Source organism: Streptomyces sp. NPDC051133 (genome assembly GCF_040682635.1).
In the GTDB taxonomy this organism is placed as follows: Bacteria; Actinomycetota; Actinomycetes; order Streptomycetales; family Streptomycetaceae; genus Streptomyces.
This window is the reverse complement of record NZ_JBFBBK010000019.1, coordinates 38,952-62,028: the sequence shown is the minus strand read 5'-3', so window position 1 is coordinate 62,028 and position 23,077 is coordinate 38,952. Positions and strand designations below refer to the sequence as shown.

Annotated in this window: 22 protein-coding genes and 2 pseudogenes; 18 read left to right on the top strand and 6 right to left on the bottom strand. The window is 73.9% G+C overall.

The window, feature by feature from the left end:
• Positions 1-2 precede the first annotated feature (2 nt).
• The 4 genes and pseudogenes from AB0N17_RS20830 to pqqB all read left to right on the top strand — a co-directional run bounded on the left by AB0N17_RS20830 (position 3) and on the right by pqqB (position 4,210).
• Positions 3-1,508, top strand: a complete 1,506-nt coding sequence (locus AB0N17_RS20830) for a cytosine permease (protein WP_366012879.1) — start codon at positions 3-5, stop codon at positions 1,506-1,508.
• A gap of 11 nt (positions 1,509-1,519) precedes the next feature.
• A pseudogene (locus tag AB0N17_RS20825) lies at positions 1,520-2,068 on the top strand (isochorismatase family protein); the annotation flags it as partial.
• Positions 2,069-2,699: 631 nt separating this feature from the next.
• On the top strand, positions 2,700-3,098 hold the full coding sequence (locus AB0N17_RS20820; RefSeq protein ID WP_366012878.1) for an SseB family protein: 399 nt from the start codon (positions 2,700-2,702) through the stop codon (positions 3,096-3,098).
• A 221-nt stretch (positions 3,099-3,319) separates the two neighbouring features.
• The gene (gene pqqB / locus AB0N17_RS20815; RefSeq protein ID WP_366012877.1) at positions 3,320-4,210 is read left to right on the top strand and encodes a pyrroloquinoline quinone biosynthesis protein PqqB; all 891 of its coding nucleotides are present in this window, start codon (positions 3,320-3,322) and stop codon (positions 4,208-4,210) included.
• Between the two features lie 24 nt (positions 4,211-4,234).
• On the opposite strand, the gene AB0N17_RS20810 is transcribed toward pqqB, so the two are convergent.
• From AB0N17_RS20810 to AB0N17_RS20795, 4 genes are all read right to left on the bottom strand, one after another.
• On the bottom strand, positions 4,235-4,633 hold the full coding sequence (locus tag AB0N17_RS20810; RefSeq protein ID WP_366012876.1) for a MarR family transcriptional regulator: 399 nt from the start codon (positions 4,631-4,633) through the stop codon (positions 4,235-4,237).
• Between the two features lie 76 nt (positions 4,634-4,709).
• The gene (locus tag AB0N17_RS20805; protein WP_366012875.1) at positions 4,710-5,060 is read right to left on the bottom strand and encodes a VOC family protein; all 351 of its coding nucleotides are present in this window, start codon (positions 5,058-5,060) and stop codon (positions 4,710-4,712) included.
• Between the two features lie 123 nt (positions 5,061-5,183).
• Entirely contained in the window at positions 5,184-7,496 is a 2,313-nt protein-coding gene (locus AB0N17_RS20800; RefSeq protein ID WP_366012874.1) for an FtsX-like permease family protein, read from the bottom strand.
• Positions 7,493-8,200, bottom strand: coding sequence for an ABC transporter ATP-binding protein (locus tag AB0N17_RS20795; protein WP_366012873.1), 708 nt, complete (start codon positions 8,198-8,200; stop codon positions 7,493-7,495). The genes AB0N17_RS20800 and AB0N17_RS20795 overlap by 4 nt, the downstream gene beginning before the upstream one ends.
• A 140-nt stretch (positions 8,201-8,340) precedes the next feature.
• Between AB0N17_RS20795 and AB0N17_RS20790 the strand changes: the two genes are divergently transcribed.
• The 14 genes from AB0N17_RS20790 to AB0N17_RS20725 all read left to right on the top strand — a co-directional run bounded on the left by AB0N17_RS20790 (position 8,341) and on the right by AB0N17_RS20725 (position 20,896).
• Positions 8,341-9,186: a histidine kinase gene (locus tag AB0N17_RS20790; RefSeq protein WP_366012872.1), complete on the top strand. Its 846-nt coding sequence runs from the start codon at positions 8,341-8,343 to the stop codon at positions 9,184-9,186.
• A gap of 17 nt (positions 9,187-9,203) precedes the next feature.
• The gene (locus AB0N17_RS20785; RefSeq protein ID WP_366012871.1) at positions 9,204-9,920 is read left to right on the top strand and encodes a response regulator transcription factor; all 717 of its coding nucleotides are present in this window, start codon (positions 9,204-9,206) and stop codon (positions 9,918-9,920) included.
• Between the two features lie 173 nt (positions 9,921-10,093).
• The gene (locus AB0N17_RS20780; protein WP_366012870.1) at positions 10,094-10,381 is read left to right on the top strand and encodes an ArsR family transcriptional regulator; all 288 of its coding nucleotides are present in this window, start codon (positions 10,094-10,096) and stop codon (positions 10,379-10,381) included.
• Positions 10,382-10,565: 184 nt separating this feature from the next.
• Positions 10,566-11,537, top strand: a complete 972-nt coding sequence (locus tag AB0N17_RS20775) for an SMP-30/gluconolactonase/LRE family protein (protein WP_366012869.1) — start codon at positions 10,566-10,568, stop codon at positions 11,535-11,537.
• 81 nt (positions 11,538-11,618) lie between these two features.
• On the top strand, positions 11,619-12,080 hold the full coding sequence (gene crcB / locus AB0N17_RS20770) for a fluoride efflux transporter CrcB (protein WP_366012868.1): 462 nt from the start codon (positions 11,619-11,621) through the stop codon (positions 12,078-12,080).
• 46 nt (positions 12,081-12,126) lie between these two features.
• On the top strand, positions 12,127-12,501 hold the full coding sequence (gene crcB, locus AB0N17_RS20765; protein WP_366012867.1) for a fluoride efflux transporter CrcB: 375 nt from the start codon (positions 12,127-12,129) through the stop codon (positions 12,499-12,501).
• 75 nt (positions 12,502-12,576) lie between these two features.
• Positions 12,577-13,413, top strand: a complete 837-nt coding sequence (locus tag AB0N17_RS20760; protein WP_366012866.1) for an undecaprenyl-diphosphate phosphatase — start codon at positions 12,577-12,579, stop codon at positions 13,411-13,413.
• 171 nt (positions 13,414-13,584) lie between these two features.
• Positions 13,585-14,262, top strand: coding sequence for a FadR/GntR family transcriptional regulator (locus tag AB0N17_RS20755; protein ID WP_366012966.1), 678 nt, complete (start codon positions 13,585-13,587; stop codon positions 14,260-14,262).
• On the top strand, positions 14,259-14,414 hold the full coding sequence (locus AB0N17_RS20750; RefSeq protein ID WP_366012974.1) for a hypothetical protein: 156 nt from the start codon (positions 14,259-14,261) through the stop codon (positions 14,412-14,414). Before AB0N17_RS20755 ends, AB0N17_RS20750 begins: the two co-directional genes overlap by 4 nt.
• A 41-nt stretch (positions 14,415-14,455) precedes the next feature.
• Entirely contained in the window at positions 14,456-15,472 is a 1,017-nt protein-coding gene (locus AB0N17_RS20745) for an asparaginase (RefSeq protein WP_366012863.1), read from the top strand.
• A 142-nt stretch (positions 15,473-15,614) separates the two neighbouring features.
• Positions 15,615-17,027, top strand: a complete 1,413-nt coding sequence (aspA, locus tag AB0N17_RS20740) for an aspartate ammonia-lyase (RefSeq protein ID WP_366012862.1) — start codon at positions 15,615-15,617, stop codon at positions 17,025-17,027.
• 49 nt (positions 17,028-17,076) lie between these two features.
• Positions 17,077-18,015, top strand: a complete 939-nt coding sequence (locus tag AB0N17_RS20735; protein WP_366012861.1) for a glutaminase — start codon at positions 17,077-17,079, stop codon at positions 18,013-18,015.
• A gap of 107 nt (positions 18,016-18,122) precedes the next feature.
• On the top strand, positions 18,123-19,517 hold the full coding sequence (gene mptB, locus AB0N17_RS20730) for a polyprenol phosphomannose-dependent alpha 1,6 mannosyltransferase MptB (protein WP_366012860.1): 1,395 nt from the start codon (positions 18,123-18,125) through the stop codon (positions 19,515-19,517).
• Complete coding sequence (locus AB0N17_RS20725) at positions 19,514-20,896, top strand: glycosyltransferase 87 family protein (protein ID WP_366012859.1); 1,383 nt, start codon at positions 19,514-19,516, stop codon at positions 20,894-20,896. The genes mptB and AB0N17_RS20725 overlap by 4 nt, the downstream gene beginning before the upstream one ends.
• Positions 20,897-20,955: 59 nt before the next feature.
• Here AB0N17_RS20725 and AB0N17_RS20720 read toward each other — a convergent pair.
• Both AB0N17_RS20720 and rho read right to left on the bottom strand, forming a co-directional pair.
• Positions 20,956-21,786, bottom strand: a pseudogene (locus AB0N17_RS20720) (serine hydrolase); the annotation flags it as partial.
• Positions 21,787-21,870: 84 nt separating this feature from the next.
• A complete protein-coding gene (gene rho, locus AB0N17_RS20715) occupies positions 21,871-23,019 on the bottom strand; it encodes a transcription termination factor Rho (RefSeq protein WP_366012858.1) in 1,149 nt (382 codons plus the stop codon).
• Positions 23,020-23,077 lie beyond the last annotated feature (58 nt).

The window sequence follows — 23,077 nt, the reverse complement described above, 5'->3', positions numbered from 1 at the left end:
CGATGACGCTCCCGCAGGACCCTTCCGACACCGGATCCCCCGGCCGCCCCCCGCGGGTGGAGACGCACGGCCTCGACGTGATCGGCGACGCCGAGCGCAAGGGCACCCCGCGGGCGCTGCTGTGGCCCTGGTTCGGCGCGAACGTCTCCGTCCTCGGGATCGGCTACGGCGCCTTCGCGTTCGGCTTCGGCATCTCCTTCTGGCAGGCCCTCGCCGCGGGCGTGCTCGGCATCGTCGCCTCCTTCCTGCTGTGCGGCTTCGTCGCGGTCGCCGGGAAGCGCGGCTCCGCGCCGACGATGGTCCTCAGCAGGGCCGCGTACGGGGTGCGCGGCAACCGGCTGCCGTCGCTGATCTCCTGGATGCTCACCGTCGGCTGGGAGACCGTCCTCACCGCCCTCGCCGCGCTCGCGACGGCGACCGTCTTCACCCGCCTCGGCTGGGGCGGCGGCACCGGGACGAAAGTGGTCGCGCTGCTGGTCGTCGCCGCACTCACCGTGACCGGCGGCGTCATGGGGTTCGACCTGATCATGCGGCTGCAGACCCTGATCACCGTCGTCACCGGAGTCCTCACGCTCGCCTACGTCGCGCTCGTCGCCGACCACGTCCACTGGGACACGGTCAGCGCCGTCCCCGCCGGCTCCGCCCAGCAGTTCGTGGGCGCGCTGGTGTTCATGATGACCGGCTTCGGCCTCGGCTGGGTCAACGCCGCCGCCGACTACTCCCGCTACCTGCCCCGCAGTTCGTCGAGCCGGGGCGTCATCGGATGGACCGCGCTCGGCGCCTCGGTGGCCCCCCTGCTCCTGCTGGTCTTCGGGCTGCTGCTGGCCGGTTCCTCGCGGAAGCTGAGCACGGCCGTCGCGGCCGACCCGGTCGGCGCGCTGACGACGATCCTGCCCACCTGGTTCCTGGTGCCGTTCGCCGTGGTCGCCGTCCTCGGCCTGGTCGGCGGTGCGGTCCTCGACATCTACTCCTCCGGGCTGGCCCTGCTCTCCGCCGGCCTGCCGGTGCCCCGCTATCTGGCCGCCCTCCTCGACGGTGTCCTGATGACCGCCGGCTCGGTCTACATCGTGTTCTTCGCCGGCGACTTCCTCGGCCCGTTCACGGGCTTCCTCACCACGCTCGGCGTCCCCATCGCCGCCTGGTGCGGCGTGATGCTCGCCGACATCGCCCTGCGCCGCCGCGACTACGACGACGCCGACCTGTACCGCCCCCACGGCCGCTACGGCGACGTCCCGCTGCGGCCCCTGCTCCTCACCCTCGCCGCCACGGCCGTCGGCTGGGGCCTGGTCACCAACACCGCCGCGCACTGGCTGAGCTGGCAGGGATACCTGCTGGGGCCGCTCGGCCTCGGCGGCAGGAGCGGTGCCTGGGCCTACGCCAACCTGGGCGTGCTGGCCGCCCTGGCCCTGGCCTTCGCGGGCACCTTGCTGCCGGGCCGGGCACCCGTCCGTGAACAGGAGGCCCAGGCGCCGAGCCCGTCCCCGAACGAGGGGGTGTGCCGCACATGACCGCCGTACCCGGACATCTCGCCGTCATCGACATGCAGCGCGTCTTCGCCGATCCGGCGAGCCCGTGGGCCACCCCGCGCTACGCCGACGCCGCTCAGGGCGTACGACGCCTGCTGCCGGCCTTCGCCGGCCGCGTCACCTTCACCCGCTTCCTCGCCCCCGAGCGGCCGGCCGGAGCCTGGCGCGCCTACTACGCCCGGTGGCCCTTCGCCCTGCAGCCACCGGACGCCGAACTCTGGGACCTGTCCGACGAGTTCACCGGCCTGGCCGGCCATGTCGTGGACGCGCCCACGTTCGGCAAGTGGACCCCGGACCTCGCCGCCCGCGTCGCCCCCGGCGGCCGGCTGGTCCTGGCCGGCGTCAGCACCGAGTGCTGCGTCCTGTCCACCGCCCTGGCCGCGGCCGACGCCGGCGCCGAGGTGCTGGTCGTGGCCGACGCCTGCGCGGGCGTGGACGACGACTCCCACCTGAAGGCCCTGCAGATCATGGAGCTGTCCCGGCCCCTGATCAGGGTCACCGTCATCAGCGACCTGCTCACGCCGCCCGAACCGTGCCCGTAACCCCGCCGAGGTTCCGGCGGACCGGCCCCACCCTCACCCGGACACCCCCGGCCCCGGCGGGGGAGGGGCCGCGGGACGAACGCGCGCCCCGCCGGGCGGTTCGGTGCCGCCCGCACGACCGACCCCGCTCGGGCCGTGCCCCGGCCCTGCGGGGCCGCCCACCCCGGGTGCGGACCGTCGCACGTCGCCGTACAGGAGACGCGGGACGGCGTGCCCGCCGCCGGACGCGGCCCCGGGCCCCCTGAGGCGGGCGTGGCGCGGACCCGGAAACCCGGACGCGCCCCTCAGGTCCGTCCCCTCCATCCCCGAGACCCGGGCGGGCCCCTCAGGTCCGTCCCCGCCCTTCCCGGAGATCCGGGCGGGCCCCTCAGGTCCGTCCCCGCCCTTCCCGGAGATCCGGGCGGGCCCCTCAGGTCCGTCCCCGCCGTCCCGGGGACCCGGACGCGCCCCTCAGGTCCGTCCCCGCCATCCGCCGCCATCAGCCCGCCATCAGCCCGCCACCGGCCCGCCACCGGACCTCCCGCCGATCCTCACGCATGGTCCCGCGGCGCCCCGGGTACGCGAGGCGGAGCACACCCGGGCGCGCAGCCGCCCGGGAGGCCGTACGACCGCCGCTACCTGGGGATCTGCCATGGACACACCTGCACACGACGACCTGCCCACGCCGGCCCAGCAGGCGCTGGACGCACTGGCCGTGAACGCCGAGGACCAGCGCGCCCTGGACACCCTCGCCCACAGCGACGTGCTCGTCCCGGTGCCGGACGACGCGATCGACGGGGAGGGTGCCGACGCGACGACGGTGGCCCTGCCCATCCTGGAACAAGCCGACGGCGACCCCGTCGTCCCGGTGTTCACCTCGGAGGGCGAGATGGCCGAGCTGCTGCCGTTCGTCTCGCGCTACCGCCTCATCCCGCTGGGCGCGCTGGCCTCCCAGTGGCCGGAGGAGGACCTCTCCCTCGCCATCGACGGCAGCTCCGCACACGGGCTGACGCTCACCTCGCAAGGGGTGCGCACGCTGCTCGCCCGCTGATCCGGCGACCCGGCCGGGGTGAGCGGCGCCGGCCTCCGCTCACCCCCGCGGCGACTGCGCGGCGTACACGGCGTGCGTGCACGCGGCCCGGTCGGGTCGGTTATCGGCCGTGGGCGGCCCAGGACGGCCGGAACTGCTCCCCGCTCCGGGGTGGGTGCCCGGCTCCCACAGGGAAGATCCCAGCGGGAGACGTCCGGGCGAGCGCGAAGGAGCCGATGGTCGTGAGGGTCGTCCTGCTGGGCACCGCCGCCGGGGGCGGCTTCCCGCAGTGGAACTGCGCCTGCGCGCTGTGCGCCGCCGCCCGGGCCGGCGAGCTGCCCTCGCGCACCCAGGAATGTGCCGCGGTCACGGGCAACGGCCGCGACTGGTGGCTGCTCAACGCCTCGCCCGACCTGCGCACCCAGCTCATCGCCACCCCGGCCCTCTGGCCCGGCCCGGGGCCCCGGGCCACCCCGCTGCGCGGAGTTCTGCTGACCGACGCGGAGGCCGACCACGTCGCCGGCCTCACCGAGCTGCGCGGAGCGGTGGGCCTGAAGGTCTACGCGCCCCCGACGGTCCGCGCCGTCCTGGCGCCGGTCCGCGCCGCCCTGGACCGCTACACGACCTGGGAGTGGGCGGACAGTCTGGGCGACGGCGGCTTCGTGCTGGCCGGCGGGCTGGTCGTCACCGCCCACCCCGTCGGCGTGAAGATCCCGAAGTACGTGCCGGCGCAGGTCCCGGGGCCCGCCGCCCCCTGGGTGACGGCGTACCGCATCGAGGACCTGGCCAGTGGCGGAGTGCTGGTGTACGCGCCCTGCGTCGGCGCCTGGAGCCCCGCCCTGGACGAGCTGTGCGCGGAGGCCGACTGCGTACTGCTGGACGGCACCTTCTACGCGGACGACGAACTGGGTACGGCGGTACGCTCCGGCGCCTGGCAGGGCGCCACGGGCCACCTGCCGGTCACCGGCCCGGACGGCACCCTCGCGGCGATCGCCCGCCACCTCGGCGTACGCCGGATCTACACCCACCTCAACAACACGAACCCGCTGCTCGACCCCGCCTCACCGGCACGCGCGCGGGTCGCCGAGGAGGGCGTCGAGGTTCTGCCGGACGGTGCCGAGCTGGTGCTCTAGCGCTCCTGCTCCGGCGCTTCTGCTCTAGCGCTCCTGCTCGGCCAGCATCCGCTCCAGCACCGCCCGTTGCAGGGGCAGTACCTCGGTGTGCAGTTCGCGGCCCCTGGGGGTGAGGGCGACCCACACCCCACGCCGGTCCTCCGCGCACACCGAGCGCTCCACCAGGCCGTCCTTCTCCAGCCGGCCGATCAGCCGGGACAGCGCGCTCTGGCTGAGATGGACCCGCCCGACCAGGTTCTGCACCCGGCACTGGTCGCCGTGCCCGGGCGGCTCGGCCACCAGGATGTCCAGCACCTCGAAGTCGCTGGCGCCCAGCCCGTACGGGTGCAGGGCCCGGTCGATCTCGCACATCGTGCGCGCGTGGACCGCGAGGATGCCCCGCCACCGCTCCTCGAGCCGGGCGTCGGCCGTCTTGACTGCCATACCGGCACCGTAGCACCGATTTCGCCAATTGTTGAGTGTGCAACTAGTGGCCTGTGCAGTCGATTCCGCGGAGTGCTCAGGCGGCGCCGTCCTGGAGGAGGCCCACCAGGTTGCCGTCGGGGTCCTTCACCGAGGCGATCAGCCGGCCGCCGCCGACGTCCTGCGCGTCCTGGAGCAGCTCCGCCCCGGCGTCGAGCAGGGCGGCGAGACGTTCCCGCAGGTCCGTCACGTGCCAGTACGGTACCGGCCCGGTCATGCCCTTGGCGTGCCCGCTCGGGTCGAGGCCGATGTCCTGACCGGCGGCCTTGTAACCGACGTAGTACGGCTCGTCGACGTACGGCTCGACGCCCAGCAACGCGGTGAACAGGGCCTTGCTGCGGTCCTTGTCCTTGACGGGGTAGATGATCGTCTGCTGGCCGGCGGTCATGGCATTCACTCCTCTTGGCAGGGGGCCGACGGGTTCCTCGTCGGTGCCTCCACGCTAGGGCCGGGGGGCCCACCACGGCTTCTCGGATCCTGACCGGTCGCGGCGAACTCCCCGGCGGCGCGGTCACTCGCTGTGCAGGACCTCCGCGACGGTCAGGCGCGCCGCACGCCGGGCGGGGACGAACGCGCCGAGCACGGAGATCACGAGCCCCGTCAGCGCCGGCCCGGCCAGCTGCGCCGCGTGCCAGACGTCCGTCATGCGGGCCGGAAGGACGATGTCGACCCCCGCGGCCATCCGTGGGACGACCGCCTCGTAGGCGGCGATGCCCAGCGGGACACCGAGCGCCGATCCGGCCGCGCCGAGCACCGCCATCGACGTCACCGTCATCGCCGTCACCTGGCGCGGAGTCATGCCGATCGACTTCAGCATGCCGAGGTCGCGGCGCCGGTCGTGGGTGTTGAGGACGGCCGTGTTGAAGACGCCGAGGCCGGCGACAAGGGTCAGCATCAGGGTGAGGGCGGCCGCCGAGTCGTTGACGGTCCGGGTGGTGCTGTCCGGGCCGGGCAACTCCGCGGCGAGCCCCCGGTCGACGGCGCGGGCCGCGCGCGCGTACGCCGCCGGATCCGCGCCCCGGCGCAGTTTGACGTGGTAGGAGAAGGCCTTTCCGCCGGGGACCAGGGCGGCGAACGTCGGCCACGTGCCGACGACGGTCCAGTCGTTCTGCCACATCAGCTCACCGACCACGGTCACCTCCTCCTCACGGCCGTCCTTGCGCAGCCGCAGACGGTCACCGACGTTCACCCCCTTGCGGCGCGCGAAGGCCGAGCCGACCATGACCTCCCCGGGGCTGCGCATCCACCGGCCCCGCAGGAGCACGTTGTCCAGGGGCAGGTCCGGCCCGCGCCTGCCCTCGATCCAGATCTTCTGCGTGGAGCCCACGAGCCGCGCGTCCTCGTCGCTCTGGGCCGTCACCCCGGCCGCGCCCGGCAACGAGGCCAGCGCCGACTGGAGTTCCCGGTCGCCGTGGACCGGCAGTACCTGCTTGCCGTCCACGTCGTTGCTCGCGTACACCGTGACGTCGTACGCGCCCTTGCCGGCGTCTCCGAAGCGGGTCATGGTCGTCGCCAGACCCGTCGCGAACGTCACCGTCGTCACACCCAGGACCACCGCGGCCATGGTGAGCGCGCTGCGCGCGGGCCGGGCGAACGGCAGCCCCGCCCCGAGGGTCAGCGACCGTGGCAACCGCAGACCCGCGAGCCGCCGTTGGACGCCGAGGGCCCGTCCGGCGCGCGGCGCGCTGCCCGCGCTGATCGCCCGCGCCGCCGACAGCCGCTGCGCACGCACCGAGGGGCCGAGCGCGGCCAGCACACAGACGAGCGGCATCCCGGCCAGGGCGAGGACGTTCACCCAGGGGGCGATGCCGACGCTGTCGTGCAGCACTCCCGCGTCCGGGCCGGTGAACACGAACCGGAAGAACGGTCGGGCCAGCAGATTCCCGGTCAGCGTGCCGAGCGCGCAGCCCAGTACGGCCGGTACGGACACCATCACGAGATAGACGCCCAGCACCTGCCCCGGGCTGAACCCGAGGGCCTTGAGGATGCCGATGTGCCGGAACCCCGACACCACCGCGCCACCGACCACGTTCGCGACGATCAGCACCGCCACCAGGATGCCCAGCACACCGAAGGCCAGCAGGTACGGGGCGTAGGCGCGCGCACTGCTGCCCACCTGGTGCCTGAGCGACAGATAGGTGTGCGAACCGGCGAGGGCGCCCCGGGGCAGCCTCCCGGCGACCCGGGCCAGACCCGCGCCCAGCGTGCGCTGCGACGAGGCGTCCTCGAACCGGTACAGCATCTGCGCGGCGTTCGGGTGCAGGGCGGCCATCTGCTCCGGGGCGACCCACACGTCCGCCGTGTCGCTCAGGTCGAAGGCGAATCCGACGATGGTCAACGTGGGGCCGGACGGCACGTGGAACTTCTTGCCGAGGTCGTCGGCGGTCCAGGCCGACGGCCGGTTCATGACCATCTCACCGGGCCGCGTCGGCCACCGGCCCGCCCACAGATCGACGCGATCCACCGGACCGCCGGGCCCGGAGCGGCCCACGACCCTGACGTCGCCGCCGAGACCCAGACCCGCCGCGTCACGCGGAACGGACACCGTGGCCTGCGCGAACGGCCCGGCCACCGCCTGTACCCCGGGCTGTCGCGAAGCGCGCTCCAGCTGGGCGTCCGACACCTTGCCCGGATCGAACTCGGCCACCACATGCGGCCCGTGCTGTGCGCCGAAGACTCGGTCGAACGGCGCCGACGCCGCGTCCACCAGCCCCAGCGCGACCACGATGGACCCCGTGGACACCAGCGTGACCAGCCAGATCACCAGCGTCTGCAGCCTCCGCCTGCGCACCGCCGCCCGCGCGGCCCTCCACACCGCCCTCATGCCGTCGGCTCCAGGGTGTGCTCGCCGGCGACCCGGCCGTCCGCCAGCTCCACCAGGCGGCTCGCACACCGCTGGGCGAGATGCCGGTCGTGCGTGACGATGACCAGCGTCTGCCCGATCTGGTTCAGGTCGATCAGCAGGTCCATCACCTGCTCGCCGGCCCGGCTGTCCAGCGCTCCGGTCGGCTCGTCGGCCAGCAGCAGCGCCGGCCGGTTCATCAACGCCCTTGCCACCGCGACCCGTTGCCGCTCACCACCGCTGAGCACCGACGGGTAGGCGTTGCGGCGGTCCGCCACACCCAGCTCCTCGAACAGCTCCAGCGCGCGCCGCCTGGCCTGCCGCGCCGGAGTGCCCGTCAACTGGGCGGCCAGCGCCACGTTGTCGAGGGCCGAGAGGTCGTCGACGAGGTTGAAGAACTGGAAGATCATGCCGATCCGGCGCCGCCGGTACAGCGCGAGCCGCCTCTCGCTCAACTCCCCGACGCTCTCGCCGTGGACGACGACACTGCCGGCCGTCGGCCGGTCGAGACCGGCGATCATGTTGAGCAGCGTGGACTTGCCGCACCCGGAGGGTCCCATCACCGCGACTGCCTCCCCGGCGCGGATCTCCAGCGACACCCCGTCGAGCGCCACCGTCTCGCCGTACTCCTTGCGCACCCCGTCGAGCCGTACGACGGTGTCTGCCGTTCCCACCTCAGTGACCATGGCCAGGACGCTAGACGTGCGCCGCCGCCCCCGGCATCCCTCCCCGGACGGCACTGGGCCGCCCGACTCATCCTCTGGACGCAGAGCGCTGAATCCCCGGGCCGATGCGGATGTCAGTGCCGTCTGGAACCATGAACGGCATGGGGGAGTACGACGTGCCGGCCGTGGCGCTCGTGGTGGCGTGCGCGGCCGTCCTGGGGCTGACCGTGGCGCTGCTGCGCACCCGGCGCCGCTGGCAGGCGGCGGTGGGGGAGCGGGGCTGGCTGCTGGAGCGGGAGCGGGAGAGCGCCGCGGAGGCGGCGGTCGCCGCCGAACGGGACCGGATCGCCCGGGAGTTGCACGACATCGTCAGTCACACCGTCAGCCTGATGGTCGTCCAGGCGAGCGCCGCCCGCGAGGTGCTCGGCACGATGCCGGACGAGGCCGCGACCGCGCTCAGAGCGGTGGAGGAGGCCGGGCGGGGCGCGATGACCGACCTCAGACATCTGCTGGGCCTGCTGGCGCCCGCCCAGGACGGCACGGACACCGACCCGGCCCCGGGAGAGGGCGCGCCGGGCACGCCGCTCAGCCCGCAGCCCGGGCTCGACCGGCTCGGCCCGCTGGTGGACCGGATATCGTTCGCGGGGCTGCCCGTCGAGGTGCGCATCTCCGGTGAGCCCCGTCCGCTCCCGCAGGGCATCGACGTGACCGCCTACCGCATCATCCAGGAGGCCCTGACCAATGCGCTCCGGCACGGCGACGGCGGGAAGGCGGAGGTCACGGTGCGCTACGCCGAGCACGCCCTGCGCGTCGAGGTCCTCAACACCGGTGCCAGCGTGCTGACCGGGACCGCCCCGCCGCCCCGGCCGCAGCGGCACGCGGGCACCGGGCGGGGCCTGCTGGGCCTGCGCGAGCGGGTCGCCCTCCACGGCGGTGACCTGGACGCCCGGCGCAGACTCGGCGGCGGCTACCGCGTCCGGGCCCGCATCCCCCTGGACCGCCCATGACACCGGACGGAACCGCCGTGACACCCGACGGAACCGCCGTGACACCGGACGTGCCCGAGCGGGCGCCCCGCGTGCTGATCGCCGACGACCAGACGCTGATCCGGACCGGCTTCCGGCTGATCCTCACCGCCCGGGGCATCGAGGTGGCGGGCGAGGCCGCCGACGGCGCCGAGGCGGTCGCCGCTGTCCGGGAACTGCGGCCGGACGTCGTCCTCATGGACATCCGCATGCCGGGCATGGACGGTCTGGAGGCCACGAGGCGCATCCTGGCCCACACGCCCGGCTGCCGGGTGCTGATCCTGACCACCTTCGACCTGGACCGGTACGTGTACACGGCGCTGTCGATCGGGGCCAGCGGCTTCCTGCTCAAGGACGTCACGCCGGAGCACCTGGCGGCGGCCGTACGGCTCGTCGGCACCGGCGACGCACTGCTTGCGCCGCAGATCACCCGCCGCCTGGTGGAGCGATACGCGGCCGACGCCGAGCGGACCGGCGCGGCCGTGCCCGCCGACCTGGCCGCTCTCACCCCGCGCGAGCGGGAGGTGCTGACCCTGATGGGCCGCGGCCTGTCCAACACCGAACTGGCCGCCGAACTGACCCTGAGCGAGGCGACGGTGAAGTCCCATGTGGCCCGCATCTTCGCCAAAGTGGGCCTGCGCGACCGGGCCCAGGCGGTGGTGCTGGCGTACGAGACGGGGCTGGTGGCGCCCCGCAGGGGCGCGGGGCCGGGCTGAAGGTGCCGCTCCGCCGCGTGGGCCGGGCCGCTCTCGCCGGCGCATGATCCCGGTCGTACTGCCGTTCGGTATCGGACAACGCTCGGGGAGTTCCGGGCGGAGTCGCGTCGCGGGCCCGACAGTGGGCAAAACAGCCATTGAGCGGGCGGGACGGAGGCGGGCGGAGGGGACGGATGCTGAGGAATCCCTCGGGGCGCACACGGCGGGACATCATGGACTGGCTCAAGGATCCGGCGGCACACTTCCCGGCACGCGGCCACGGCGACCCGGTCGAGACCGGCGTCACCGCCCGGGCCGTCGCCGCCAAACTCGGCGTGCCGCGCCGGACCGCCGCCGCCCACCTCGACTTCCTCGCCCGCCTCGGAGTGCTGCGCACCCGGCGGGTCCGCTGGCGCACGCACTACCGGCGCGACGAGATCCGTATCGCCGAGGTGGCCCGGATGTTCGAGAAGGGCTGGTGAGAGCGGCGACCGCCGGCCGCGGGACCGGCCTGCGCGCCGGCGCTGCGGCCTCGCGGGCGCCCGTGTCCGACGGGCCTCGCCCGGCGCCGGACGTCCGCCGACGGCGGCCGATTGTCCGGAAGCGGCCGGAGAGCCGGCGGTGACCTGCCAGGATGGGCCGACCGACGGCGAAGGGCACCGCAACATGGACCGGCGCACTGACCTCGTTCCCCTCCACTACGTCTCCCTGGGCGCCCGCGGCCCCGAGGACGTGGTCGCCGATCCGCACGGGCGCGTGCTGACCGGCGTGGAGGACGGCCGCATCCTGCGGGTCCACCACCTCGGCGACCCGCTCACCGCCCGGGTCGAGGTGCTGGCCGAGACCGGAGGCCGCCCGCTGGGGCTCGAACTCCTGCCGGACGGCGCCCTGTTGGTCTGTGACGCGGAACGCGGCCTGCTGCGCGTCGGCACCGGCGACGGCACCGGCGACGGCACCGTCCACGTCCTCGCGGACTCGGTGGCGGGGGAGCGGCTCCGTTTCTGCAGCAACGCCGTCGCCCTGCCCGACGGCACCGTGTACGTCACCGTCTCCAGCCGCCGCTACCCGCTCCACCGGTGGATCGGCGACATCGTCGAACACACCGGTACCGGGCGGCTGCTCCGGATACCCGCCGGCGGCGGCGCCCCCGAAGTCGTCCTGGAGGGGCTGCAGTTCGCCAACGGCCTGGCTCCGAGCGCCGACGGATCCTTCCTGGTGATCGCCGAGACCGGCGCCTGCCGTCTCACCCGCTTCCACCTCACCGGCCCCCGCGCCGGACGCACCGACCTCTTCGCCGCCGTCCCCGGCATGCCGGACAACCTCTGGCGCGAGGGTCCCGATGGCCCGATCTGGGTCGCCGTCGCGGCCCCGCGCATCCCTCCGCTGGACCTCCTGCACCGCACCCCGCCCGCCGTCCGGGCCGCCGCCGCCCGGACCGCCGTCCACGCGCCGTTCCGGCCGGGCCGCACGATCGGCGTGCTGGCCCTGGACGACGACGGCCGGACCCTGCACCACCTCACCCGCGGCCGCTCGGGCTTCCGCATGGTCACCAGCGTCTGCGTGACCGGCGGTCATCTGGTGCTCGGCAGCCTGTGGGAGCCGGGCGTCGCGGTGTGTGCCCGGCCCGCCGCCGGGTGAAGGCCGGCCGGGGCCCGGCGGTACCCTGGTGCCCGGCCTAGATCACCCGTCGGGGCAGGGCCGAACAGGAGACGCACCAGCATGACAGCCCCGGAAGCCGAGAGCATCCGTGTCCGCCCCTCGCCGCGGCGGTGGTCCCAGTGGCGTACCCAGGCGCCCGTCGTCGCGGTGGTCGCGGCCGGCGGCGCCCTCGGCGCCTGCGCCCGCTACGGGCTCACGCTCGCCTGGCCCACGCCCCCCGGCCACTTCCCCTGGGCGACGTTCTGGACCAACGTCATCGGCTGCGCGGTGATCGGCGTGTTCATGGTGGTGATCACCGAGGTGTGGGCCGCGCACCGGCTCGTACGCCCCTTCTTCGGCACCGGTGTCCTCGGCGGCTTCACCACCTTCTCCACCTATGCCGTCGACATCCGCAGGCTGGTCGACGCCGGCCGCCCCGGGACCGGGCTGGCGTACCTCGCCGCGACGCCGGCCGCGGCGCTGGCCGCGGTGTGGCTGGCCTCGGTCGCCGCCCGCCGGGTGCTGACCGGGAGGCGGCCGTGACCCGGCACGGCACGCGCGGAGCGGAACCGAAGGGTGAGAGGTCGTTGTGAACTGGCTGCTGGTCGTCGCGGGGGCCGTGGTCGGGGCACCCCTGCGCTATCTCACCGACCGCGCCGTGCAGGCCCGCCACGACTCCGTCTTCCCCTGGGGCACCTTCGTGGTGAATGTCACCGGCTCCCTGATCCTCGGGCTCCTCACCGGCGCGGTCTCCGCCGGGGCCGCGGGACCCCATCTGCAGCTCCTGCTGGGCACCGGGCTGTGCGGCGCGCTCACGACGTACTCGACCTTCTCCTACGAGACCCTCAGGCTGACCGAGGCCGGCTCCGGCCTCTACGCTGCCGTGAACGTCGTCGCGAGCCTGGCGGCGGGGCTGGCGGCGGCCTTCGCCGGGGTTTCACTCGCCGGCCTCCTGTGGGCCTAGGCGCTTGCCATACGGCCGGGCATAGTCGTTACTGTCTACACCACTGTCGACCAACTCTCCTCAGAACTGGATCCCATGAGCGCCATCTCCGTCGGTCAAGCCGTCGTCCTCGGCATCGTCGAGGGGGTGACCGAGTTCCTCCCCGTGTCCTCCACCGGCCACCTGAAGATCGCCGAGGGGCTCATGAACATCCCCGTCGACGACAAGTCCGTCGTCGGGTTCTCCGCCGTCATCCAGGTCGGCGCCATCGCCGCCGTGCTCGTGTACTTCTTCAAGGACATCAAGCGGATCGTCTCCGCATGGTTCCGCGGTCTGACCAACCGCGAGGAGCGCTACCACCACGACTACAAGTTCGCCTGGTGGGTGATCGCGGCCACCATCCCGATCGTCGTCGTGGGTCTTGCCGCCAAGCCGCTGATCGACGGCCCGCTGGCCTCGCTGTGGGTGGTCGCCGGTTCGCTGATCGCCGGCTCGGGCGTGATGTGGGCCGCCGACCAGATGGGCCGGCACAAGCGAGGTGAGGACGACACCTCCTTCAAGGACGCGATGTGGGTCGGCTGCTCCCAGATCCTCGCCCTGCTCTTCCCCGGCTTCTCCCGCTCCGGCGCCACCATGTCCACCGCGCTGATCCTGGACCTGGACCGGGTCGCCGCCACCCGGCTGTCGTTCTTCCTCGGCATCCCGGCCCTGACCGGTGCCGGCATCTACGAGCTGAAGGACGCCCTCGGCGCGGGCGTCGGCGCCGCCCCGCTGGCCGTCGGCACCATCGTGTCGTTCGTGGTCGCCTACGCCTCCATCGCCTGGCTGCTGAAGTTCGTCGCCAAGCACTCCTTCAACGCCTTCGTGATCTACCGGATCGTCATCGGCGCCGGCCTGCTCGGCCTGCTCGCCACGGGCGTGCTCAACGCCTGACCGGAACCCGCTGAACACCCACGGGGTGCGGATGCCTGCATTCGGGCGCCGCACCCCGTGAATATTTCCTTACGAACGCCTTGACAGTCCTGCCCCGCAACCCGCAGGATCGCTCCCGTGAACCTGTCAGACAGCCAGACAGGTGGTCGGACCCCTCGGCGCGTGAGCGCCATGGAAGCGGTCCTCGCCCACCTCCGCGGCGCCATCGAGCGCGGCGAGTACGCCATAGGCGACAAACTCCCCTCCGAGGCCGAGCTGTGCCGCACCCTCGAGGTGTCCCGGCCCGTGCTCCGCGAGGCGCTGCGCGCGCTGCAGACGATGGGCCTCACGGTCTCCCGGACGGGCAAGGGCACCTTCGTCGTCGCGAGCGCCGTCGAGGACCCCACCTTCGGCGACTACGCGGCCAGCGACCTCCTCGAGGTGCGCCGGCACATCGAGATCCCGGTCGCCGGGTACGCCGCCGCGCGCCGCACCCCGGAGAACCTGGACCACCTGGCCCACCTGCTCGACCGCATGGAGCGGGAGACCGACACCACGGCCTGGGTCGCGATGGACACCCTCTTCCACCTCGCCGTGGCCGAGGCCGCCCAGAACCCGGTCTTCCGCCGGGTCATCGAGGAGATCCGTGACGCACTGGCGCGTCAGTCGGCCTTCCTCAACGAGCTGGGCGGACGCCGCGAGCAGTCCAACCGCGAGCACCGGGCGATCGTCGAGGCGCTGACCGACGGTTCCGAGCACGACGCGGTCCAGGCCATGAGCCACCACCTGGACCGCGTCGAGACCACCCTCACCGACATCGTGCGTCCCCGGCGGACGGACCTCCCCACGGAAGGCGGACCCGAGGCGTGAGCGAACGGCACCTCAAGGACGGCAGGCGCCCCTCGTCCGGCCATGTCGACGCCGGAGACGCCGGCTACAGCGAGCGCCCGAAGCACCGGCACGTCAACATGATCGCCATCCGCGGCCGGATATCCCGCACGTCCACCGGCGCCGACGCGTGACCCGCGTACCGGCCGACCCCGACCCCCCGATACAGGCAGTGATGTACAGCATTTCCCCCGCCGACGCACCCCTCGTCCGCGAACCCCTGCACGCTCCCGTCGCCCACCTCGTCCGCGGCGGAGTCGTCGAGGGCCTCCACTACGGCTCCGTCGTCGTCCTCGGCGCCGACGGCCGGGTGGAGTTCCAGCTCGGCGACATCGAGGCCGCCTTCTACCCCCGGTCGGCCGTCAAGCCCCTCCAGGCCGTGGCCATGCTCCGGGCCGGGCTTCCGCTCGACGGCGCACTGCTGTCGCTGGCCGCCGCGAGCCACTCGGGGGAGGAGCGGCACCTGGCCGGGACCCGGCGCATCCTCGACCTCGCCGGCCTCACGGAGGACGACCTGCGCAACGTCCCCGACATGCCGTTCGACCCCGCCGTACGGGACGCCTGGGTCCGCGAGGGCCGGCCGCCGTCCCGGCTCGCCCAGAACTGCTCCGGCAAGCACGCGGCCATGCTGTGGACCGCGAAGCTCAACGGCTGGTCCCTGGACGACTACCTCGACCCCGGGCACCCGCTGCAGCAGGCGATCCAGGAGATCGTCGAGGACCTGACCGGCCAGCGGGTCGCCCGGGTCTCCGTGGACGGCTGCGGCGCGCCCCTCTTCTCCATCTCCCTGCACGGCCTCGCCCGCGCCCTGTCCCGCATCGCCTCCGCCGCACCGGGCACGCCCGAGGCCCAGGTCGCCGACGCGATGCGCACGCACGCCGAGATGGCCTCCGGCGCGGGGCGGGACGTCGCCGCGCTGATGCGGGCCGTGCCGGGGCTGCTCGCCAAGGACGGCTTCGAGGGCGTGCAGGTCGCAGCGCTGCCCGACGGCCGGGCCGTCGCCGTGAAGATCGCCGACGGGGCGAACCGGGCGAGGATCCCGGTCGCGGCGGCGGCACTCGCCCGCGCGGGCGTCGACCCCCGGCTGCTGACCGAGTTCGCGGGAGAGCCGCTGCTCGGGGGCGGGGAGCCGGTGGGGTGCGTGCGTGCGGTGCGCGCGCTGGACCCCGTTCCGCTTCCCGCCTGCGCGTAGCGGCCGTCCGGACCGGCCGTCCGGACCCGCGGGTCCTTCGCGGCCGATCACGCCCACGCGGCGGCAGCCGCACATCCGTACCGTCCCGCCCCCCTCACGGGGCGTCGTCACCTCCGTACCTCGGAAAGAGGACCGTCTCCCCATGACCGCCGCCCTCACCCGCAGCGAACACGATCTGCTCGGCGACCGGGATGTGCCCGTCGACGCGTACTGGGGTGTCCACACCCTGCGCGCCACGGAGAACTTCTCCATCACCGGCACCCCGATCTCCGCCTACCCGCACCTGATCGACGCCCTGGCCGCCGTCAAGGAGGCCGCCGCCCTCACCAACGAGGAACTCGGCCTGCTGGCGCCCGAGAAGGCACGCGCGATCGTCGCCGCCTGCCAGGAGATCCGGGCCGGCAAGCTGCACGACCAGTTCGTCGTCGACGTCATCCAGGGCGGCGCGGGCACGTCCACCAACATGAACGCCAACGAGGTCGTGGCGAACCGCGCGCTGGAACTCCTCGGGCACGCCAAGGGCGAGTACGCGCGTCTGCACCCCAACGAGGACGTCAACCTGGGGCAGTCGACCAACGACGTCTACCCGACCGCCGTCAAGGTGGCGACGGTGTTCGCGGTCCGTGGCCTGCTCAAGGCGATGGCCGTCCTGCAGGACGCGTTCGCCCGCAAGGCCGTCGAGTTCCGAGCCGTGCTCAAGATGGGCCGCACACAGCTGCAGGACGCGGTGCCGATGACGCTCGGCCAGGAGTTCTCCGCCTTCGCCGTCATGATCGAGGAGGACCGCAGCCGGCTCGCCGAGGCCGTCGAGCTGATCCATGAGATCAACCTGGGTGCCACGGCCATCGGTACGGGCCTCAACGCTCCCGCCGGCTACGCCGAGGCCGCCCGCCGGCACCTGTCCGAGATCACCGGGCTGCCGCTGGTCACCGCCGCCAACCTGGTGGAGGCCACCCAGGACTGCGGCGCCTTCGTCCAGATGTCCGGCGTGCTCAAGCGGATCGCGGTCAAGCTCTCCAAGAGCTGCAACGACCTGCGTCTGCTGTCCTCCGGTCCGCGCGCGGGCCTCGGCGAGATCAACCTGCCGCCGGTGCAGGCCGGTTCGTCCATCATGCCCGGCAAGGTCAACCCGGTGATCCCCGAGGTGGTCAACCAGGTCGCCTTCGAGGTGATCGGCAACGACGTCGCCATCACCATGGCCGCCGAGGCCGGACAGCTCCAGCTCAACGCCTTCGAGCCGGTCATCCTGCACTCCCTGTCGGAGTCGGTCACGCACCTGCGGAACGCCTGCCTCACCCTGGCCGAGCGCTGCGTGTCGGGCATCACCGCCAACACCGAGCGGCTGCGCGCCACCGTCGAGAACTCCATCGGCCTGGTCACCGCGCTCAACCCGCACATCGGCTACACGGCCGCCACCGACATCGCCAAGGAGGCCCTCGCCACGGGCCGGGGAGTGGCCGAACTGGTCCTGGAGAAGGGCCTGTTGCCGGCCGACCGGCTGGCCGGCCTGCTGCGTCCCGAGGTCGTCGCGGGCAGCGGGGCACCCCTCGCCTGACCTGTGGCGACACGGCCACGATTACGCTCCGGGACCGGCCGGAGGGAGAATGGTGATCATGACAACGACGTCGTCCCTGACCTTCCTGCCGATCCTGGAGCGCATCGCCGAGGAGATGGGCCGCACGCCCGGCCGCGGCCGGCCCGCCGACTACATCCCGGCCCTCGCCGCCCGCGATCCCCGCAGCTTCGGCATGGCCGTCGCGGAGCTGGACGGCACGGTGTACGGGGTGGGGGAGTGGCGGCAGCCGTTCTCGACGCAGTCGATCACCAAGGTCTTCACGCTCGCCCTGGACCTGGCCCGCGAGGGCGACGAGCTCTGGGAACACGTGGGGCGCGAGCCGTCCGGAAACCCGTTCAACTCCCTGGTGCAGCTGGAGTACGAGAACGGCATCCCGCGCAACCCCTTCATCAACGCGGGCGCCCTCGTCGTCACCGACCGCCTCCAGACCCGTACCTCGGACGCGGCCGGAGAGCTGCTGGCGTTCCTGCGCGCCGAGAGCGGCAACCCCGCGCTGGACTTCGACAAGGAGGTCGCCGCCTCCGAGACCGCGCACGGCGACCGCAACGCCGCGCTCGCCCACTTCATGGCGTCCTACGGCAACATCGACAACGACATCCCGGTCCTGCTCGACCAGTACTTCCGCCAGTGCTCCATCGCCGCCTCCTGCGCCGACCTCGCCCTCGCCACCGGCTTCCTCGCCCGGCACGGCATCCGCGCCGACGGCTCCCGGCTGCTCACCCGCAGCCAGGCCAAGCAGGTCAACGCGGTCATGCTGACCTGCGGGACGTACGACGCGGCCGGGGACTTCGCCTACCGGGTGGGCCTGCCCGGCAAGAGCGGGGTCGGCGGCGGGATCATCGCGGTCGTACCGGGCCGGTGCACGCTGTGCGTGTGGAGCCCGGGGCTGGACGAACGGGGGAACTCGGTGGCGGGCGTGGCGGCGCTGGACCGCTTCACGACCCTCACCGGGCTTTCGGTGTTCTGAGGCCCGGCCGGAACACACCACGCGCCGGTCACACGTCGGCCCTCGTCCGGCAGGGCTGCCGTCGCCTTCCGGCCACCCGGCGTTGACACGCTGACCCAGTGTTGGCCATGGCTTTCCCCGTCGATCTCCGCCGCTGCCAGGTACTGGGACTGGCCGGCACCGCCTTCCTCGCGCTGGGCGGGGAGACGGCCGGTGCCCTGCCCGTCCAGTACCTGCTGGCCCCCGCCTCGGCGCGGGCGGCGCTCGGTCTGGTCGGGGTGTACTTCGGCGTCGTGCTGCTGATAGCGGCCTGGGTGCTGCTCGGGCGCCTGGTGCGCGGACCGCGGCCCCCCACCCCGCGCGCCCTGCTGCTCGTGCTGGCGGTCTGGGCCGCCCCGCTGCTGCTCGCACCGCCGCTGTTCAGCCGGGACGTGTACAGCTATCTCGCGCAGGGCGCCATGGTCGACGCCCACATGGACGTGTACGGCCACGGGCCCGCCCAGCTCGGCGGACCGCTCGCCGACGAGGTCGCCCCGATGTGGCAGCACACCGGCGCCCCGTACGGCCCCGCCTTCCTGGCCCTGGCCTCCGTGCTGTCCGGCCTGACCCGTGGCGAGCTGCCCGCGGGCCTGATCGGCATGCGCCTGCTCGCGCTGCTGGGCGTGGCCCTGATGGCGGTGGCGCTGCCCCGCCTGGCCCGGCACAGCGGTGCCGACCCGGCCGCCGCGCTGTGGCTCGGCGCCCTCAACCCGCTGGTCCTGCTGCACCTGGTGGCGGGGGCGCACAACGACGCCCTCATGCTCGGCCTGCTCGGGCTCGGCCTGGTCGCCGCCCGCGGCCGGTGGGCCGCTCTCGGCGCCGTCCTCGTCACGCTCGCCGCGCTGGTCAAGGCCCCGGCGGCGCTCGGCCTGCCCGCGGTGGTGATCCTCCAGGTCCACGCCGGGCGCCGCCCGCTGCCGGCGGCCCTGACGACGGCCGCCGTCTCCGCCGTGACCACGGTGGCCGCCACCGCCGTGGCCGGCACCGGTTACGGCTGGATCGGCGCCCTGGCCACCCCGGTCTCCCCGCACAACTGGGCCCTGACCAGCCTGCTCGGCCGCGCCACGGCCGCCCTGCTGGAGCACCTCGGCAGCGGCCTGGCCTCGTTCGCCGTACCGGCCTGGCACCTGTTCGGCCTCGCGGCTACGGCGGTCGCCGTGCTGCTGATCTGGGTCCGGCTGCGCCCCCGGCCGGAGTACGCGCTCGGGCTGAGCCTGCTGGCCGTCGCCGTGTTCGGGCCGGCGCTGCGCCCCTGGTACGTGCTGTGGGGCCTGTTCCTCATCGCCGCCGCCGCGCCCGACACCTCGATACGGCACCGGGTGGCGGCCCTCGCGGGCGTGCTGGCCCTGGCCGTGCTGCCCAGCGGCGGCCCCGCCGACCCCGCGCAGCTGGTGCTCGCGGTCTCCGGCGGGGTGCTCGGCGTGGTCGTGCTGTGGCAGGCGCACCAGGCGTCCCTGGCTCCGGCGGCGGGACGCACGGCATGATCCGGCTCCCGCGCCCCCGCACCGACCGGGGCCGCCTGCTGCTCGTGCTGGCGCTCGCCGCCGCGGTGACCGTGTTCACGGCGACCGTGCCGCTGCTGCGCGGCTTCTTCGACCTGCGTGTCTACTACGGCACCGTGCACACCTGGGCGCACCACGGCGGCCGGATCTACGACTACCGGGTGCCGGGCACGTCGTACGGCTTCACCTATCCGCCGTTCGCCGCGGTCGCCATGCTGCCGCTGGCCCTGCTCGGCCGGACCACGGCGATCGTGGCCTCCCTGCTGGTGAACACGGCCGCGCTGGCGATCGTCCTGCGGATCCTGGCCGGAGCCGGGCGGCGGCACGGCTGGTACCGCTGGGCGCTGTGCCTGTGCCTGCTCGCGCTGTTCGAGCCGCTGCGGGACACCTTCAGCTTCGGCCAGGTCAACCTGGTGCTGCTCGCCCTCGTGCTGGTCGACCTCCGGCTGCTCGCGAGCGGCCGGGGCCGCTGGGCCGGGGCCGGGATCGGACTCGCCGCCGCCGTGAAGCTGACGCCCGCCCTGTTCATCGGCCTGCTGCTGCTCGCCGGGCGCCGTCGCGCGGCCGGCGTCGCCACGGCCGTCGCCGTCGCGGCGACCGCGCTCGCCGCCTGGGCGGACCCCGGGGCGTCCCGCTTCTACTGGACCGAGGCGCTGTGGGACACCGGCCGGGTCGGCCGCATCGGCTATGTGTCGAACCAGTCGCTGCAGGGCGTCCTGGCCCGTCTCGGCGAGGCGGGCCGCCCGCTGTGGGCGACGCTGGTGCTGCTGACCCTGTGCGTCTGGGCGTGGCGCACCCGCCGTGCGGTGGCGGGCGGCGACTGGACGGCGGCCTTCGCGCTCACCGGTGCCGCGGCCTGCCTGGTCAGCCCGATCACCTGGGTGCACCACCTGGTGTGGCTGCTGCCGTCCTTCGCCGTGCTGCTGCGCGCGGGGCACCCGCGGATCGCGGGGGCCCTGTACGCGGTGCTGTGCACCAGCGTCGTGTGGCTGTGGTTCGACGACGCCTCCGGCGTGGGCGGCTTCCTCGGCAGCAACGCCTACACGTGGATCACCCTGGGGCTGCTGCTCGGCCTGCCGGTGGGTCAGCCGCGCGGGTTCCGGCCGCCCTTGGCCCGCAGGGCCAGCGCCACGGCGCCCGCGCCGAGCCCGGAGAGCCCCGCGACGAGGGCGGTGCCGGACCATTCCGAGTCGTCGCCGGTGGTGCTGGAGGCGGCGGCCGCCGCCACCGGGACGGCCGACGGCGCCGGCTTGGCCAGCCCGTCCAGCGAGCCGACCGGGTCCACCCGCCCGGCCGCCGCGAAGCCCCAGTCGAGCAGCCGCCGGGCCTCCTCGTACACGGCCAGTCCGCCGCCCTCCTGAGGGTTCATCACGGTGACCACGAGCGTGCGCCCGCCCCGGCGGGCGGCGGCGACGAGGGTGTTGCCCGCGTTGCTGGTGTAGCCGTTCTTGATGCCGATCAGCCCGGGGTACGGCGCCACCCCGTCCTCCCCGGACAACAGCCGGTTGGTGTTCTCGATCGCGTACGACGCCCCGTCACCGGGGAACTGTGCCTCGACGGTGGAGCAGTACCGGGCAAAGTCGGGGTTGCGCAGCCCGGCCCGGCCGAACACCGCCAGGTCGAAGGCCGAGGAGACCTGGCCGGGGGCGTCGTAGCCGTCGGGGGAGACGACATGGGTGTCCAGGGCGCCGAGGTCGCGGGCCCTGTCCTGCATGCGCCGGGCGGTGGTCTGCCAGCCGCCGTTGAGCGAGGCGAGGACGTGCACGGCGTCGTTCCCGGAGTTCAGGAAGACTCCGCGCCACAGGTCGGCCACCTGGTAGGAGTGCCCCTCCTCGACGCCGACGAGGCTGCTGCCCTCGCCCACGTCCGCCAGCTCCTCGTAGCGCACGGTGTGCTGCATGCCGCTGGGCAGCTTCGGCAGCACGGTGAGGGCGAACAGGGTCTTCAGGGTGCTCGCGGGCGGCAGCTGGCGGTGCGCGTGGTTCGCGGCCAGCACCTCGCCGCTGTCGGCGTCGGCGACCAGCCAGGACAGCGCCGAGACCTCCGGCACCTCGGGCACGCCCCGGTGCGGCCTGACCTGGGGGCCGGACCGGTAGAGAAGCGACGGCCCGGGCACCGCTGCCCGGGGCCCCGGCGGTGCGGGCTCCCCGGCGCGGGACGCGGCGGCGGCAGCCGGGGTGAGCACCAGCACACCCGCCACGCACAGGGAGCAGACCGACACAGCCGCCCGATAAGAGAATCCGGTGATCATATGATCAACGTACGAACGTGACGGCTGTTCGCCACGCCGCCCGGGCCGTTCGGGTACCGGGGCAACCCGGATGCCGCAGCCGGGTCAGCCGCCGGGCAGGGTGGGCCGCACCTGCCGCAGGAACGCGGCGTTGTCCGGGGTGGCGCGCATCCGCTCCAGCAGGGTCTCCAGACCGGCCGGTCCGCCCTCCCGGGCCCGCAGGGCGCGCCGCAGACCGGTGACGGCCGACAACTCGGCCGGGGACAGCAGCAGTTCCTCGCGCCGGGTGCCGCTGGCGTCGAGATCCACGGCGGGGAACAGCCGGCGGGCGGCCGCCTCCCGGTCCAGGCGCAGCTCCATGTTGCCCGTGCTCTTCAGCTCCTCGAAGTAGTAGCCGTCGGCACGGGAGCCGGTGTCCACCAGCGCGGTGGCGAGGATGGTGAGCGAGCCGCCCTCCTCGGCCCGGCGGGCGGCGCCGAAGAACCGCTTGGGGCCGAGCAGCGCGCCCGCGTCGACCCCGCCGCTCAGGGTGCGGCCGCCGGCGGCGGAGGCGTTGTTGTGGGCCCGGCACAGCCGGGTCAGCGAGTCCAGCAGGATCACGACGTCCGTACCGGCCTCGACCAGGCGCTTCGCCCGCTCGACGACGAGTTCGGCGAGGGCGATGTGCTCCTTGGCCGACCGGTCGAAGGTGGAGGCGTACACCTCGCCGCGCACCGAGCGGCGCATCTCGGTGACCTCCTCGGGCCGCTCGTCCAGCAGCAGGACCATCAGCCGGCACTCGGGGTGGTTTCCGGCCACGGCGGCGGCCAGCTGCTGGAGGAGCACCGTCTTGCCGCTCTTCGGCGGCGCCACGAGGAGACCGCGCTGGCCCTTGCCGACCGGCGCGAACAGATCGGTGACGCGCCCGGCCGGTCCGGACGCGGGATGCTCCAGACGCAGCCGCTCGTGCGGGTGGAGCGGGGTGAGGTCACGGAAGTGGCGGCGGGAGCGCAGCTCCGCCGGGGCACGCCCGTCGACGCGCGCGACCTCGGTCAGGGCGCGCTGGGCACCCCGGAGGCCCTCGACGAGGTCGCCCTTGCGCAGTCCGTGGCGCCGGATCAGGGCCGCGGGGACCTGCGGGTCACCGGGGGAGGGGAGGAGACCCGGGCCGCGCAGGTGCCCCTTCCCGTGCGCGTCGATGTCGAGGACACCGGTGACGAGCCGGGCGGCGGGGTCCTGCTGGACCACGGGAGGGTGTTCGAGTGTGGTGGTCATGGTGGGGGGGTCCTTTCACGGACGGGGCGAAGCGGGAGGGAAGGGGGGAGAAGCCGCG